The organism is Chryseolinea soli (assembly GCF_003589925.1).
Classification (GTDB): domain Bacteria; phylum Bacteroidota; class Bacteroidia; order Cytophagales; family Cyclobacteriaceae; genus Chryseolinea; species Chryseolinea soli.
On the sequence record NZ_CP032382.1, the window covers coordinates 3,869,057 to 3,883,201 of the forward strand.

At 50.7% G+C, this 14,145-nt stretch carries 13 protein-coding genes; 6 read left to right on the forward strand and 7 right to left on the reverse strand.

Going from position 1 to position 14,145, the window contains the following annotated elements; all coding sequences use genetic code 11:
- Nucleotides 1-42: 42 nt before the first annotated feature.
- Nucleotides 43-1,971: an SPFH domain-containing protein gene (locus tag D4L85_RS16510; RefSeq protein WP_119755334.1), complete on the forward strand. Its 1,929-nt coding sequence runs from the start codon at nt 43-45 to the stop codon at nt 1,969-1,971.
- 113 nt (nt 1,972-2,084) lie between these two features.
- On the opposite strand, the gene D4L85_RS16515 is transcribed toward D4L85_RS16510, so the two are convergent.
- The 5 genes from D4L85_RS16515 to D4L85_RS16535 form a co-directional block, all read right to left on the reverse strand.
- Nucleotides 2,085-3,287 carry an IS4 family transposase gene (locus tag D4L85_RS16515; protein ID WP_236849103.1) on the reverse strand — a complete coding sequence of 401 codons (1,203 nt, stop codon included), beginning with the start codon at nt 3,285-3,287 and terminating at the stop codon, nt 2,085-2,087.
- A gap of 450 nt (nt 3,288-3,737) precedes the next feature.
- On the reverse strand, nt 3,738-4,475 hold the full coding sequence (locus D4L85_RS16520; RefSeq protein WP_119755336.1) for an SDR family oxidoreductase: 738 nt from the start codon (nt 4,473-4,475) through the stop codon (nt 3,738-3,740).
- A gap of 64 nt (nt 4,476-4,539) precedes the next feature.
- Nucleotides 4,540-5,436 (reverse strand): AraC family transcriptional regulator, encoded by an 897-nt coding sequence (locus D4L85_RS16525; protein WP_119755337.1) that lies wholly within the window; start codon nt 5,434-5,436, stop codon nt 4,540-4,542.
- A 144-nt stretch (nt 5,437-5,580) separates the two neighbouring features.
- Nucleotides 5,581-6,195: a hypothetical protein gene (locus D4L85_RS16530; RefSeq protein WP_119755338.1), complete on the reverse strand. Its 615-nt coding sequence runs from the start codon at nt 6,193-6,195 to the stop codon at nt 5,581-5,583.
- Nucleotides 6,196-6,302: 107 nt separating this feature from the next.
- On the reverse strand, nt 6,303-7,343 hold the full coding sequence (locus D4L85_RS16535) for a glycoside hydrolase family 53 protein (RefSeq protein ID WP_119755339.1): 1,041 nt from the start codon (nt 7,341-7,343) through the stop codon (nt 6,303-6,305).
- A gap of 265 nt (nt 7,344-7,608) precedes the next feature.
- On the opposite strand from D4L85_RS16535, the gene D4L85_RS16540 reads away from it, so the two are divergent.
- A complete protein-coding gene (locus tag D4L85_RS16540) occupies nt 7,609-7,941 on the forward strand; it encodes an ArsR/SmtB family transcription factor (protein ID WP_119755340.1) in 333 nt (110 codons plus the stop codon).
- Entirely contained in the window at nt 7,931-8,908 is a 978-nt protein-coding gene (locus tag D4L85_RS16545) for an SRPBCC domain-containing protein (protein WP_119755341.1), read from the forward strand. Before D4L85_RS16540 ends, D4L85_RS16545 begins: the two co-directional genes overlap by 11 nt.
- A 104-nt stretch (nt 8,909-9,012) precedes the next feature.
- On the opposite strand, the gene D4L85_RS16550 is transcribed toward D4L85_RS16545, so the two are convergent.
- Nucleotides 9,013-9,318: a putative quinol monooxygenase gene (locus tag D4L85_RS16550; RefSeq protein WP_119755342.1), complete on the reverse strand. Its 306-nt coding sequence runs from the start codon at nt 9,316-9,318 to the stop codon at nt 9,013-9,015.
- A 72-nt stretch (nt 9,319-9,390) separates the two neighbouring features.
- The gene (locus D4L85_RS16555) at nt 9,391-10,164 is read right to left on the reverse strand and encodes an SAM hydrolase/SAM-dependent halogenase family protein (RefSeq protein WP_119755343.1); all 774 of its coding nucleotides are present in this window, start codon (nt 10,162-10,164) and stop codon (nt 9,391-9,393) included.
- Nucleotides 10,165-10,254: 90 nt separating this feature from the next.
- Between D4L85_RS16555 and D4L85_RS16560 the strand changes: the two genes are divergently transcribed.
- The 3 genes from D4L85_RS16560 to D4L85_RS16570 are packed head-to-tail and all read left to right on the forward strand — an operon-like array spanning nt 10,255 to nt 14,108.
- On the forward strand, nt 10,255-11,202 hold the full coding sequence (locus tag D4L85_RS16560; RefSeq protein WP_073138117.1) for a PhoH family protein: 948 nt from the start codon (nt 10,255-10,257) through the stop codon (nt 11,200-11,202).
- Between the two features lie 22 nt (nt 11,203-11,224).
- Nucleotides 11,225-13,294, forward strand: coding sequence for a ComEC/Rec2 family competence protein (locus D4L85_RS16565; protein WP_119755344.1), 2,070 nt, complete (start codon nt 11,225-11,227; stop codon nt 13,292-13,294).
- A 40-nt stretch (nt 13,295-13,334) separates the two neighbouring features.
- A complete protein-coding gene (locus tag D4L85_RS16570; protein ID WP_119755345.1) occupies nt 13,335-14,108 on the forward strand; it encodes an enoyl-CoA hydratase/isomerase family protein in 774 nt (257 codons plus the stop codon).
- Nucleotides 14,109-14,145 lie beyond the last annotated feature (37 nt).

Here is a 14,145-nt window from a genome sequence, read left to right on the forward strand (position 1 = left end):
ATAGTTATCCCCTTCATTTAATCTTAAAAAAGTAAAACACGTATGGAAATTCCAATTTTCAGTTATTGGTGGGTCCTCCTGGTAGTGATCTGCATCCTTCTTTACAAGTACATTCTGCGTTTCCTGTTCGGCATGGTCATCGTGCCGGAAGACCGGATCGGGTTGGTGACAAAAAAATTCGTGCTCTTTGGTGAATTTCGCGAACTGCCTGACGGCCGCATCGTGGCGACGCGCGGTGAAGCCGGCTTTCAGGCCAAGACGCTGGCGCCGGGTTTGTATTTTGGAAAATGGTTCTGGCAATATGAAGTGAACATGCAGCCTTTTGTGATCATCCCCGAAGGCAAGATCGGTTTGATCCTCTCCAAAGACGGCGCGGAAATTCCCACCGGAAACATCTTGGGGCAGCGCGTGGACTGTGACAACTACCAGGACGCCGAAAAATTTCTCAACAACAACGGACAACGGGGCCGCCAGGCAAACTACATTACTGCGGGATCATACCGGATCAATACGTTGCTCTTTCAGATCTCCGTCACCGAAATGATCCGCATCCAGGAAAGCATGGTCGGCATTGTTACCACACTCGACGGCCAGCCCATCGACCCCGGGCAAATTGCCGGGCAACTGGTGGAAGGGCACAACAACTTTCAGGACTTCGACAGGTTTATCAAGAACCAGGGTAACCGCGGGCTTCAACCCCAGGTGATCCTGGCCGGATCGTATAACCTCAATCCCTGGGCCGTGCAGGTGGAAGAAATTCCCATGACGGAAATTCCCATCGGTTATGTAGGCGTAGTAATTTCCTACATCGGTCAGGACGGTCACGACCTGACGGGTGTGGAATTCAAACACGGTAACATTGTTCAAAAAGGGTTTAAAGGCGTGTGGCTCGAACCGCTGGGTCCCGGCAAGTATCCGATCAATAAATACATCATGAAGGTGGAGCAGGTGCCCACCACAAACCTCGTGTTGAACTGGGCCAGCGCCCGCAGTGAGGCGCACAACCTCGACAAAAACCTCAGCACCATTACCGTGCGCTCGAAAGACGGCTTCCCGTTCAACCTCGATGTGGCGCAGATCATCCATGTGCCCACCACGGAGGCACCGAAAGTGATTGCGCGTTTCGGGAACATGATCAACCTGGTGTCGCAGGTGCTGGAACCAACGATCGGTAACTACTTCCGGAACTCGGCACAAGACAGCGACGTGATTGCCTTCCTCAGCACGCGTAAGGAAAGACAGGAGGCCGCCAAGTTTCATATTAAAAAAGTGTTGGACGAATATAACGTGAACGCCGTCGACACGCTGATCGGTGATATTGTTCCGCCGGAGTCGCTGATGAAAACGTTGACCGACCGTAAAATTGCGGAAGAACAAAAAGTTACTTACGACACGCAAAAGAAAGCGCAAGAAACCCGGCAGGGAATGGAAAAGGAAACCGCCATTGCCGATATGCAAAAAGACATTGTGAAGGCCCAACAAAGCGTGGAAATCGCCGAGCGCACAGCCAACGCCACCGTGAAAAAATCGGAGGGGGATGCCACCAGCGTGAAGTTGGCGGTGAGCGCCGAAGCGGAGGCCACCAAGATGCGGGCCCACGCCGAAGCCGAAGCTACGAAAGCACGCGCGCAAGCCGAATCGGAAGCGATCAAGTTGCGTGCATCTGCACAGGCTGAGCAAATTTCGCTGACGGGTAACGCGGAAGCTGAAAAAATTCTCGCCATCGGTAAGTCCACAGCCGAAGCCTACGAACTGGCGGTGAAAGCCCTGGGCGGTGAGAACTTCACCCGCTACAAGATCACGGAAGAACTTTCCAAAGGTCACATCAAACTCATCCCCGACGTGCTCATCGGCGGCGGCGCCAACAGTAACGGAACCGCTATGGAGGGCTTGCTCGGCCTGAAGTTGATGGAAATGATGGACCCGAAGAAAAATGACGGCTCGAAGAAGCCGGATGATACTAAAAAATAGTTCGGTCCTGCTAAATTTTCTTCACAAGCAGGTCATCACAAAAGAGACTGTCCGTTAAGGCAGTCTCTTTTCCTTTACATAACCCCGGGCTTTAGCCCTACTCTATGCACACATTAATTGGATAATAATATTTGATTTACTTTGAGGTAGTTTTGGAGCACAATCCACCCCTTCAACAAGGTAATTGGGCCAGGTGGATCTTTGTCTTCCGGCTTCCAATTACCCAATCGGGCGACAATCCAAACGATGAAGGCAATAGATTCCGGCCTATTGATATTTTTTGATTTTGGTGAACTGCCCTCTAGGCCCTTGTTTACTTTTGTTAGTAGGGTAATTTCCTGCGCGTCAAAAAGATCCAAAGCGAGCCGGCCCTGATCGTTTCGACTCTTGACCATCTGGAAAATTCGTATTGCTGCGATAAAGACCATGGCAATGAGATTCTCTATGGCATGGCCAGTTTCTAATTGACTACTTTCCAATTGGAATCCCTTTTGTTTGGTTAGCCTGAATATCTGTTCAATATTCCACCGTGATCTATAAATCGAAATTATGGTAGTAGCCTCCTCTAAGGTGTCTGTTTTTATGTCCGTTAGCAAAATCCATTCAACAGGGTCCTGAATTTCTTCACGCTGATTAATCACTTCTTTGGCAACTACCACGTAAAGGGGCACGTGCTGACCATCATTAGAGCTTCTCAAACTTACAGGCCGTCGCGTCTGTGCTTTTTGCACATATAATTCAATTTTGGCTTCCCGGGCTTTTCTTTTTTTGTCGAAATCTGCCGGAATAAGAAGGGTTATCTGGCCAACCCGTTTTTGCCTATCCGTCGGATCAAGCTTTTCTCCCCCTTCATTTTTAAAAATGCGCGTCAGGGAAGAACGAACGACCAGATGCGTCTTTTCATCTGGTATCCTGCTCCATAGTTGGTAAATATCTGATTCGCGATCAGCGACAATTGTTATGGAGTTAGCCTTTTGGAGGACCTGCTTGGTGTTTAAGGCGGCATTAATCCAACGATAGCTTTCCTTTTCTTCAACCGGAAGTTGCTTGTACTTGCGTTGAGTCTTGTTCTCCGCTTGAGCTTCCCTATTGACTATTTCCAAGCTGGAAAAACCATAGGCAAATTCATCGTTCGCGTCAAGCACCAACATGGGATGAACCCGTAAACCTAAGTTATAGTCATCAGTAATTCTTCCCAATGTTCCGTCTTTGAGGATACCCTTATGGTGCCCATACATGTATTCACTAGTATCCTGGATGCAAATCAGATCCTTCCCGCTTATCCGACCAGCCAATGACTCATAATGACCTTCCATGATGGCGTGATAACAGACCTTTACATTATTAAGAAATCGATGATAACCGACCACTGAGGCCCGGCCGGCAGCAACTCGGTTAAGGATAGCAGATGGCCTAGCGATCAAATCCGAAAGAAATGACAGCCCCTTTTTACCAGCCGGGAATCTCCCAAAAAATTGGCCGGAAACTGTTCCGCTGCATATTGCGGAACCGACTGTAGTTGTTTCATATAGTCTAAAAAATTACATGATTCTAAGCTACAAAAAAATGTGTGCATAGAGTAGGGCTTTAGCCCGGGGTTGCGCAAATGAATTTAAAAACGTGCCAAAGGAAGATCGGATCGATCTTCCGCACTTGGATTGGCACGGGCTAGCGGCGCTCGATCTGGCTTCACACTGTTGTTGCGAGATGTCTTTTCAACGCAGTCTCCTTTTGTCGGAAGTCTGGAAATTTCCAGCTGGAAAATCCTACCAGGGACTCTCATTATCCTTCCCTTCAAAGTCATGACTGAAAAATCTCCCCGTGGGACCATCATTGCCCAACAGTGCATACTTAACCACAAACCGCGCGGCGTCTTCGACATTTCCAGGACCGCGATGCTGATTGAAGTCTGTGGCCGTGTAGCCCGGATCAATGACGTTGATCTTGAAGGAAGTTTCTTTCAATGCATGGGCGAGAACAAGCGTGTAAGCGTTCAATGCTGTTTTTGAAGGACCATACGCTGCGCCTTTCACCGCATAGTATTTCCACGAAGGATCGCTGTGCAGTGTAAGCGATCCCAAACCGGAAGTGACATTCACAATCCTGGGTGAAGCTGATTTTTTCAACAAGTCCAAAAATTTTTTGATCATTTCTATGGGCCCGAAAAAGTTCGTCTCAAAAACCTCCCGGATCACACCCGTGTCAATTTCGGTTGGGCTTTGTGGGAAACCTCCGCTGATGCCTGCGTTGTTGATCAATACGTCCAGCGAATTTATTTTTTGTCCCAGCGTAGTCGCGGCAGACGACACCGAATCCTGTGCGGTGACGTCGAGTTGAATGGCTTCGAGGTTATTCAATCCCAAAGCTTTCAATTTGGCAACGGCCTCTTCACCTTTCTGAAGATCGCGACTGCCCAGGTAGACATAGTGCTCTTTTTGTGCGAGTTGTTTTGCGACTTCGAAACCGATACTCTTATTGGCTCCCGTAATTAATGCTGTTTTCATAGTGTTGATTTAACAACACAAAGGTATTCCTCGCCACCGGGCCGGAACGGCACTCTTCCAGGTTTCAATGGTAAATTTCGCGGATGGCTGTTCGGTATTGGAGCGGGGTCTGCAACGTGAGGCGTTTAAAAAACTTGTTGAAGTAGGACGCATCTTCAAAGCCGAGTTGAAACGCGATCTCCTTGATGGAGTCGTCCGAATGTAGCAGCATGCGTTTGGCCTCCAGGATCAAGCGCTCATGGATGTGTGCAATGGCGGGTTTTCCACTTTGCTTTTTTACGAATTCGCTCAGGTGTCCAGCCGATATATTCATCCGGTCGGCATAGGCCGCGACCTCGTGAAATTCGGAATAGGATTCTTCGATGTGCGAAAGATATGTTTTCAGGAGTTGGCGATCCGGCGATTCTTTGGGTTGACTGAACTGCTCGGTATAAAGCCTGCTTAAATAGATCAATAAAACCTCCATATAGGCCAGGAGCATATTCGTTTGCCATTCGCCTTTTGCGTTGTTGTATTCCCGATGGATCTTCTCCAGGATGTCATCTATAAAGAGGACGTCGTTTTTATTCAGGTCCAATTCATGGCCATGGTGCGGATTTTCGATGATGGGAAGTTTTCTCAGCGAATCGCTCTCGTCCAAGGCAAGAAAGTCCTTTGTAAAGCAGATGATCATCCCGGTGAATTCCGCAGCCTGTTCTTTCAGGTGAACTTGTTGCGGAATGGTGAAATAGAGTTTGTTCGGCTTGATCGTATACGACGTCATATCGATCCAATGACGGCCGCCCCCGTTCTTTACAAACGCCATGAAATAATAATCCTTCCGGTGGGGAACCAGGAAATCGGATTTCCGGTAGTTGATAAGGCTATCGTTTTTCTTGACGCGAAACGCCTTATTGCGCGTGACCGGATCTTGTTCAAAAGCATATTTGGGTATGGTGGCCTGTGTTTTGGTAAGTGTCATTCGATAAAATTATAAATGTCCGGCGTAAGATCAAACGTTGTTTCGGAGCGGATCGATCATGAAAAAAGGTTGTCGCGAAAGACAACCTTTTTTTTGTTGGGATCTATCCAAACAAAGCACTTGCCATCACATCGACAGCGAACCCTAGGGAGCGTAGTTCAACAGCGAGATATCGAGGTCGCTATAGGTGAACGACGAGGGGTATGGATAAAAAGCATAAATTTCTCCAACGCCACGGGCATAATAATGGCGTGTATTGTAGTTAAGATCATCCCCGAGGTAGTATTCTACTTTCAACTCCATGACTTCCTTGTACGTGGTGCTGTTGTAGGTGCGCGTGCCGTTCACGGCCACCACCGTGTAGACGGTGCGGTTACCATTGCCTTTATCGTTTGTCCACGTTGTGTTGAGGGTGGCGTCTTCATCCAGGAAAAGGTATTCGTTTGTAAAACCCTGGTACACTTCATGGCTCCGGCCGTAGTATTTGTTTCCCTCTTTGCGCAAGGCTTTGTCGATAGCCCCCTGGTCGTCTACTACCTTTTTATAGGTAATGCCGTCCAGCACGGTGTCGCCTTTGATGGTGAGTTTTATGGTGTCTGCCCAGAGGAACGTTTTGTTGTCGTCGGTGGCGAAATATTGGTGCAGGTAATCCCAGTCGGTGTTCTCGTTGAGGGGAAAGTAATCCCGGTTGGCAATGTTGGGTTCGTGACATTGTGCCAGCAGTCCGACCAGCAAAATGGATATGGCAACTGATCTCATAGGGGTAGGGGTTTTCAAGAAGACAGGTGAAACCTTCCTTACCACTATTTACGAACAAAAAATAATATTCCCTCCCCGGATTCCCAGCAAAAAGCGCCCAGACGAGGTTATTCCGCCAAAAAAGCGTCCATGGCTTTTGTGGGCCGGCCATCGCTGCCCCAGGCGCTCAGCTTGTAGCGGCTCCAGCTTTGGGCGCCTTCGGGCTCCCAGTAGATTACGCCGAGGCCTTTATGGTCTGGCACAGCCTTCACTTTTTTGATGACGGCCACGAGCATGTCGTAGGTGTTTTGCACTTTGTCGTCTTCGCCGCCCACTTCCACCACCATCACTTCTTTACCATAGCGCGCGGAGATGTCGTTCATGTTTTTCGCGAGGTCGTCGATGCTCAGCGTGTAGTCGGGGTTGCCGTCGAGCCAGTAGGGGTAGTAGGATAACCCGATCACATCATATTTTGCGCCATGGGCTTTTGCATTATCGAACCACGTTCTGAAGCGGGGGATGTTGTTGCCCTGATCGACATGCAGGATCACCTTGCTGTTCGGACTCACGGCCTTGATGGCATCATATCCTTTGTTGATGAGTTGCGCCAGGCTGTCCCAGGTTTTTGTGCTGCCTTCGGGATAGATCATGCCGCCGGGGATCTCATTGCCGACTTGCACCCACTCCGGGGTGATGCCCTGGGCTTTTAATCCGGCCATCACGTCGTGGGTGTAGTCATAAACATCCTGGAGCAACTGGGGGAATCCGTGGCCTTGCCACGCTTTTGGCTTCACCTGTTTGCCCGGGTCGGCCCAACTGTCGCTATAGTGAAAATCGATCATCACCCGCATGCCCCACTGCTGTGCGCGCTTGGCCATGGCGATGGTTTCGTCTTTGCTGCAATGGCCACTGTGGGGATCATTGGAAGGATTGACAAACGTGCGCAACCGGATGGTGTTGATGCCATGATCTTTGAGGATCTGGAAGCAATCCTGTGGTTTACCCTGGTCGTCATAGAAAATATAACCCCCGGCTTCCATCTGCGGCAGCCAACTGATGTCGGCGCCCTTTACAAACGTGGGCGCCTTTTTTTCCGGCGCCGGATGGCAGGCGGACGCCAGGCCTTGAAGCGTCAGGAAAAGGAATAGGGACGATAAAAGCGTTCTCATTTCTGATGCGTATTTCGTGCAAGGTAATTTGTAAACCGGCGTGAAGGGAGAAAAATCCGGTACAAAGGAAAAAAATAAGAACCTGTATACCCTGCGCGGATTTTAACAAATAGATCCAGAACCAAACTCCCGAAGCCCGGCCCGGCAACAATCAAAACGCTTTGTATGAAGGTGTTACGGGATCGTTAAAAAAATTTAAGCAAAAGACTTGCGCAACCATATAGTTGCCTATATATTTGCAACCATATAGTTGCTGATTAAAATTATGATCGAACGAAGAGATGTATTCCAGGCGATTGCCGACCCCACACGGAGGGCAATCCTGACGCTCATTGCGTTGCAGGCTATGACGCCCAATGCCTTGGCGGAGCATTTTGATACGAGCCGTCAGGCGGTGTCAAAGCACATAAAGGTCCTGACCGAATGCCAACTGGTGAATCAAGAACAATCGGGCAGGGAGATCTATTATTACTGTAATGTCAAAAAAATGAAAGAAGTAGACGAATGGCTGGAGCCTTTCCGACGGTTGTGGGAAAAGCGCTTCGATCAACTGGATAATGTTTTAAAACAACTAAAATCAAAACGTCATGGTAAGTAACGTAGAAACACAAGAGACACAAGTCGTGAAAGACTTGGCAAACAAAAAGATCACCATCACCCGGTTTTTTGAGGCCGAGCCCGAGTTGGTTTGGCTCACCTGGACCGAGTCTGAATTGCTCGACCAATGGTGGGCGCCCAAACCCTGGCACACCGAAACCAAAGCCATGGATTTCAGTGAAGGCGGCCACTGGCTCTATGCCATGGTAGGCCCCAACAACGAGCGGCATTGGGCAAGGGTGGATTTTGGCAAGATCGATTTTCAAAAAAGCTTCGAGACCACGGACTATTTCGTTGACGAAAAAGGTGTGAAGAATACCGAATTCGGCGAGACGCGTTGGAAGATCGCATTTCGCGCGATGGGAAGCGGAACGGAGATCACCGTGGAGATCACGTCGGCAAGCGAGGCTAGCCTCCAGCAGTTGCTGGCGATGGGCTTCGAAAGCGGCTTCACGATGGCGCTCGGAAACCTGGAACAATACCTGCAGGCCCAATTCAAAATTCGCAAACAACTAAAGACAAGTACAAAACCCCGGGTCACAACGTATTTGAATTTCCCGGGCAACACGGAAGAAGCTTTCAAATTCTACCGGTCGGTTTTTGGAACGGAGTTCAGCGGAGAAGGCATCAAGCGTTTTGGCGACATTCCCCCGGAATCGGGACATCCCCCGGTGCCCGACGCGATCAAGAAGATGGTGTTGCACGTGGAGCTACCCATCCTGGGCGGACATGTATTGATGGCTACTGATGCACCAAAGGAAATGGGCATGAACCTCATCCAGGGCAACAACATGCACATCTGCGTGGAGCCTTCCACACGGGCCGAAACCAAAAAGCTTTTTGAAGCGCTGTCAAAAGGCGGCAACGTTACGATGCCTTTGGCCGATATGTTTTTCGGTGCCTACTTCGGGGAGTTCACCGATCGCTATGGAATAAACTGGATGTTCAATTGCATCGAGAAGCCGTAAAGAATCTCAATACCTTGAAATAAACGAAGGCTGCTCGCAAGGGCAGTCTTTGTTTTTTTTATGTGATTTGAATCGCGTCCTGGCTTCTTTCAAAAAGAACCATCTCAGGCATTCCCCGGCACGTCGATAAATTTCTCCACCGAAAACGCCCGCGGCCGGTCTGCAAACAATTCCTTCGTTCTTCCCCATACACTTTCAAAAAGTGCCGACTGCCGGTAGCGCTCCAACGCCGCGGCATCGCGCCAGTAGCTATACGTGATGTAGGTGTGGGGCACGTCAACATCTTTGAGCAACTCCAGGTGCGAGCACCCATCAAAATTCCGGATCTCGGTTTTGTGCCGGTTGAAGACGGCGAGAAATGCTTCGACCCCGGATTCTTTAAAATGCATGCGGACGATTCGGATGAGCATGTGGATTCATTTTTTATGGCTTGCAAAAAAACACGGATGGGCTGGACCATGGGTAGCATGATCCTTTGGTGATCATTCCTCGAAGATCACATTCACTGTCCCCCCATAACCAAGACCCAGCAGCTCCGAGGCGTTCCCCTTGTAGATGCCGACCTCCAGCAGGTTCAGGGTGTTGAACACGATGAAGCATTCGCCCTGCTCTGCCTGGCTGTATTGGGTTTGGATGCGGCGGAATTTTTCGCCCCCGAATTGGATGGTATATGCCTTTCCCTGGCTCAGCACGTCGAACGCTTCTTTGCTGATGTTGGTGATGAGGTTGCCCATGTTGTCCACACGGATGATGCTGCCGGTGATCTGCTTCTTGGTGGCCTTCATCTGGCGGTCGATCATCTTTTTGAAGGCCGGCATGGGCTTGCCCAAGGTCGTGATGCCGATGCCGCTGGCCAGTTTGGCGGCCGCCGGCGCAAAGATATCGCGTTCGGGAAAGGTGGTGCTCATCGTGGCGATGGCATTGAGTTCGGCCAGTTGCTGGTGGGGTTTTTCGCTGATGAGGCCGAACAGACCGTTGTCGCAGCCGACAAAAAAATGGTCCTCCAACTGCAGGGCAATGAACGCATCGCCCCGGTTTCCTGTTGCATCTACGCCGACCAGGTGAACGGTGCCTTTGGGAAAATCGCGGAAAACAGCCCGCAATACAAAGGCGGCGTGGGCAATGTCTGCAGGTTTGATGTGATGGCTGATGTCTTCCACCCGTACCCCCGGGTTTATACTGATGATCCGGGCTTTGATCGCGGCCACATAGTGATCACTTTCGCCGGAGTCCGTAAGAAGCGTAACAATGGCCATGGTTGATGCTACCGCAGATATTCGTTAATTTTGGTATGGCAAAGTAAACATTTTTAAGCCACATTGCTTTTACTCTAAATTCATATTCATTTGACCGAAAAAGTAGTTACACTGGAAAATATTTCCATGGTTGACTTCCTGGGAATCGAGAACAAGACCATCGACACGTTGTCGGCAGCCTTTCCCAAAAGCAGGATCATATCGCGCGGCAACCAAATACTGATCAAAGGACCCACGGCCGAGATCGGCCAGATCGACGACGTGCTCACCTCGCTGGTGGACCACTATCACAAGTACGGCCGCATCACGGAAGAAAATGTGCAAGCCTATATTGAGCGCGAACACGAAGTGGTGCAAGCCGAACACCAGGCCGCCGAAGACGTGATCGTCTATGGCACAAAAGGCAACCCCATCAAACCCAAGACCGCCAACCAGCTCAAGCTCGTGCAGTTGGTGAAAGACAACGACCTGGTCTTTGCCCTTGGCCCGGCGGGTACCGGCAAGACCTACATCTCCGTGGCCCTGGCCGTGAGAGCGCTCAAAAACAAACAGGTAAAGAAGATCATCATCACGCGCCCAGCCGTGGAGGCTGGAGAGAACCTCGGCTTTTTGCCGGGCGATCTGAAAGAAAAGATCGATCCCTACCTGCGTCCCATCTACGATGCGCTGAACGACATGATCCCCTTCGAGAAGCTGGGCTTCTACATGGAACGCGAGATCATCGAGATCGCACCCCTGGCCTACATGCGCGGCCGCACCTTGAACAATGCCTTCATCCTGCTGGACGAAGCACAGAACACCACGCCCATGCAAATGAAAATGTTCCTCACCCGCATGGGCCCCGAATCCAAAATGATCGTCACCGGCGACGCATCCCAGATCGACTTGCCCACGCGGCAAAGCTCGGGCCTCAAGGAAGCGGTGCGCATCCTGAAAGATGTGAAAGGCATCGGCATCGTGGAACTGAACGAAAAAGACGTGGTGCGTCATCGCCTCGTGCGCGACATCATCGAAGCCTACGACAAGGAAAGTTCCTGACGGAATTTTACTACCTTTCTTCATGAACCGTTGGATACCCTACGCCTTCGTCCGCATGGTGGTATTTTTATGTGGCGGCATCCTGCTGGCCATCCATCTCCCGGACGTGATCGACGCGCTGGTAGCGCAAGCTCTGTTGGTGGTGCTCATCGTTATGTATTTTGTGTTCGCGCTGACGTATCGCCGCTGGCAGCTCAACCCCGGGGCGTTTGGATTGCTGGCCATCTTTGTCGCCGCTTTTAGCATCACGCTCCAACGCACCGCCTCACGAAGCGATGCGCATTTTCTTCACCTGAAAACGCCTGTCGCATATTACACGGCCGTAGCAACGAAGCCTTCGGAAGAGAAAAGTAAATCCTGGAAATTAGAGGTCGCCGTGCGGCAAGTAAACACCGCAGGCCAGTGGATGCCCCGGCATGGCAACGTGCTGCTCTATCTTTCGAAACAGGATTTTAAAAAGCCTTTTGCCTATGGCGATGTTTTGCTGGTGAAAGGCACACCCCAATCCATACCCGCGCCCGGCAACCCGGGAGAATTCGACTACCGGCAATACCTTTCTTACCGCCAAATTTATCATCAGCAATTCGTGCACGCCGGCGAGGTGAAACAAATTGCTTACGATCCACCGGGAACGCTGATGCGCCACGCCATCGCCGTGCGGCTTTGGGCCGACGGGGTGATCCGTCGCTTTGTGCCCGGCGAACGCGAATACGGGCTGGCATCGGCTCTGGTCCTGGGCGTAACGGATGGGCTGGACAATGAGGTTTTACAGGCCTATGCGGCCACGGGAGCGTTGCATGTGTTGTCGGTTTCGGGATTGCACGTGGGCATTGTGTATTGGTTGCTGTTATTGGTGCTGCGACCCCTTCAGAAAACTTATTCTGGTAAATGGATACTGGCCGTCGTCAGCATTCTTGTGCTTTGGGGCTATGCGTTTGTGACGGGGCTTTCGCCTTCCGTGTTGCGGGCGGTCACGATGTTCTCGTTCATGGCGCTGGCACGACCGATGAACCGGCAAATGAATATTTACAACACGCTCGCGGCTTCTGCTTTTTGTTTGTTGCTGGTCGATCCGTTCATGATCATGTCGGTAGGCTTTCAGCTTTCTTACCTGGCGCTGTTGGGCATCGTGTATTTTCAACCCGGCCTCTACACGTTGTGGGAGCCCAAGGGCAGGCTGTGGGATGAGATCTGGAAAGTGAGCAGCGTTTCGCTGGCGGCGCAATTTGCGACGTTCACGGTGGGGCTGTTATATTTTCACCAGTTTCCAAACTATTTTCTGATCGCAAACTTCGTGGTCATTCCCGCCTCGTTTGGCGTACTCATTGCCGGCTTGGTGTTGCTGGCCGTTAGCGCCATGCCAGCCGTGGCCGGTTTTTTGGGGATGATGTTGGGATGGATCGTGCAGGTGATGAATGGGTTTGTGTTCGGCCTGGAGAATTTGCCTTTCAGTAAGATCGACAACGTTTATATCACGCCCTGGCAATTTGCATGGCTCACCGCCATGTTGTTCTGTCTTGTTCGGTTGCTGGAAACGCGAAAGATGTCATGGCTGATAACCGCTTGTTTTGCCGCGGTGGGATTTGCCATGCTCGACGGTACGTATGTTCATGAGCAGGTCGATCAACGGCATGTGACGGTCTATAAAGTTTCGGGACACACGGCGGTGGATCTGATGCATGAAGGAACGGTCTTTAGCTGGGCCGACACGGCGTTGATGCAAGATCGATCGAAAGTAAAATTTCACCTGGCTCCCAACCGGATCATTTACGGCGCCCAGGAAACGGCATCCCAACCACCCCTAAAAGAATGGAAAGGCTGCACGCTGATGGTGTGGCATGGCAAATCTATTCTTCGTATTTACGAACCGGAATTTTCGCTTCCTTCCGCTTTGCAAGTCGATTACCTGATCCTGAGTCACAACGCAGTACGCGATCTTTCTTCCGTGTTGTCAAAGGTTGCGACCAAACAAATCATCATCGACAGCAGCAATAAATTTTATCTTGCCAACCGGTTGCTCCAACAAGCAAAAGAGCGGGATGAGCCGGTTTATTCCGTGTGGCACGACGGCGCGTTTGATCGATCAATATGAAATTCAAAGCATCAACTCCACCATGATTTAATCAAAGGACATGAAATACATCCAATACAATGCAGACCAAGGCATCGGAACCATCACCCTAAGCCGGCCCGAAAAACGCAACGCCCTGAGTTTCGAGTTGGTGAGCGAATTGAAAGCGGCGTTCACCGCCCTGGAGATGGACGCCACCGTAAAGATCATCCTCCTCAAAGCGCAAGGGGAAGCATTTTGCGCGGGCGCCGACCTCGGCTACCTGCAGCAGCTTCAGCATTTCTCGTACGAGGAGAATCTTGCCGATTCGAATCACCTGAAAGAATTATTTCTGCAGATCTATACGTTAAAGAAAGTCGTGATTGCCCAGGTGCAAGGCCATGCGCTGGCCGGCGGCTGTGGACTAGCTACGGTATGCGACTTTGTGTTTTCCGTACCCGAAGCAAAATTCGGCTACACCGAGGTAAGAATTGGATTCATCCCCGCCATCGTCATGATCTTCTTACTGCGCAAGATCGGCGAAGCCAGATCAAAACAGCTCCTCCTCAGCGGCGAGCTCATCACCGCCGACGATGCCCTTCGTCTCTCGCTCATCAATCGAATCATCCCGAAGGAAAATCTGGAAACGGAAACGATGGCCTATGCGACGTCGCTCATCCGTTCCAACTCTGCACAAGCCATGATGCAAACCAAGCAAATGATTGCCCGCGTGCAGGATCTTCCCCTAGAGCAAGCGTTAACGTTTGCAGCGGAATCCAACGCCGCCGCGCGTGCCACCGAGGATTGCAGGCGTGGGGTAGACGCTTTTCTAAGGAAGGAAAAAATCACCTGGTAAACGAAGAAAGTGAGGGGTAATCCCGCAATTACCAGAA

What these genes read in the sequence shown, in the direction of transcription:
- D4L85_RS16515 (WP_236849103.1), bottom strand. Translation starts at nt 3,287, where the DNA reads ATGGAAGGTCATTATGAGTCATTGGCTGGTCGGATAAGCGGGAAGGAT.
- D4L85_RS16520 (WP_119755336.1), bottom strand. Translation starts at nt 4,475, where the DNA reads ATGAAAACAGCATTAATTACGGGAGCCAATAAGAGTATCGGTTTCGAA.
- D4L85_RS16545 (WP_119755341.1), top strand. Translation starts at nt 7,931, where the DNA reads ATGGTAAGTAACGTAGAAACACAAGAGACACAAGTCGTGAAAGACTTG.
- D4L85_RS16565 (WP_119755344.1), top strand. Translation starts at nt 11,225, where the DNA reads ATGAACCGTTGGATACCCTACGCCTTCGTCCGCATGGTGGTATTTTTA.
- D4L85_RS16550 (WP_119755342.1), bottom strand. Translation starts at nt 9,318, where the DNA reads ATGCTCATCCGAATCGTCCGCATGCATTTTAAAGAATCCGGGGTCGAA.
- D4L85_RS16525 (WP_119755337.1), bottom strand. Translation starts at nt 5,436, where the DNA reads ATGACACTTACCAAAACACAGGCCACCATACCCAAATATGCTTTTGAA.
- D4L85_RS16555 (WP_119755343.1), bottom strand. Translation starts at nt 10,164, where the DNA reads ATGGCCATTGTTACGCTTCTTACGGACTCCGGCGAAAGTGATCACTAT.
- D4L85_RS16540 (WP_119755340.1), top strand. Translation starts at nt 7,609, where the DNA reads ATGATCGAACGAAGAGATGTATTCCAGGCGATTGCCGACCCCACACGG.
- D4L85_RS16530 (WP_119755338.1), bottom strand. Translation starts at nt 6,195, where the DNA reads ATGAGATCAGTTGCCATATCCATTTTGCTGGTCGGACTGCTGGCACAA.
- D4L85_RS16510 (WP_119755334.1), top strand. Translation starts at nt 43, where the DNA reads ATGGAAATTCCAATTTTCAGTTATTGGTGGGTCCTCCTGGTAGTGATC.
- D4L85_RS16535 (WP_119755339.1), bottom strand. Translation starts at nt 7,343, where the DNA reads ATGAGAACGCTTTTATCGTCCCTATTCCTTTTCCTGACGCTTCAAGGC.
- D4L85_RS16570 (WP_119755345.1), top strand. Translation starts at nt 13,335, where the DNA reads ATGAAATACATCCAATACAATGCAGACCAAGGCATCGGAACCATCACC.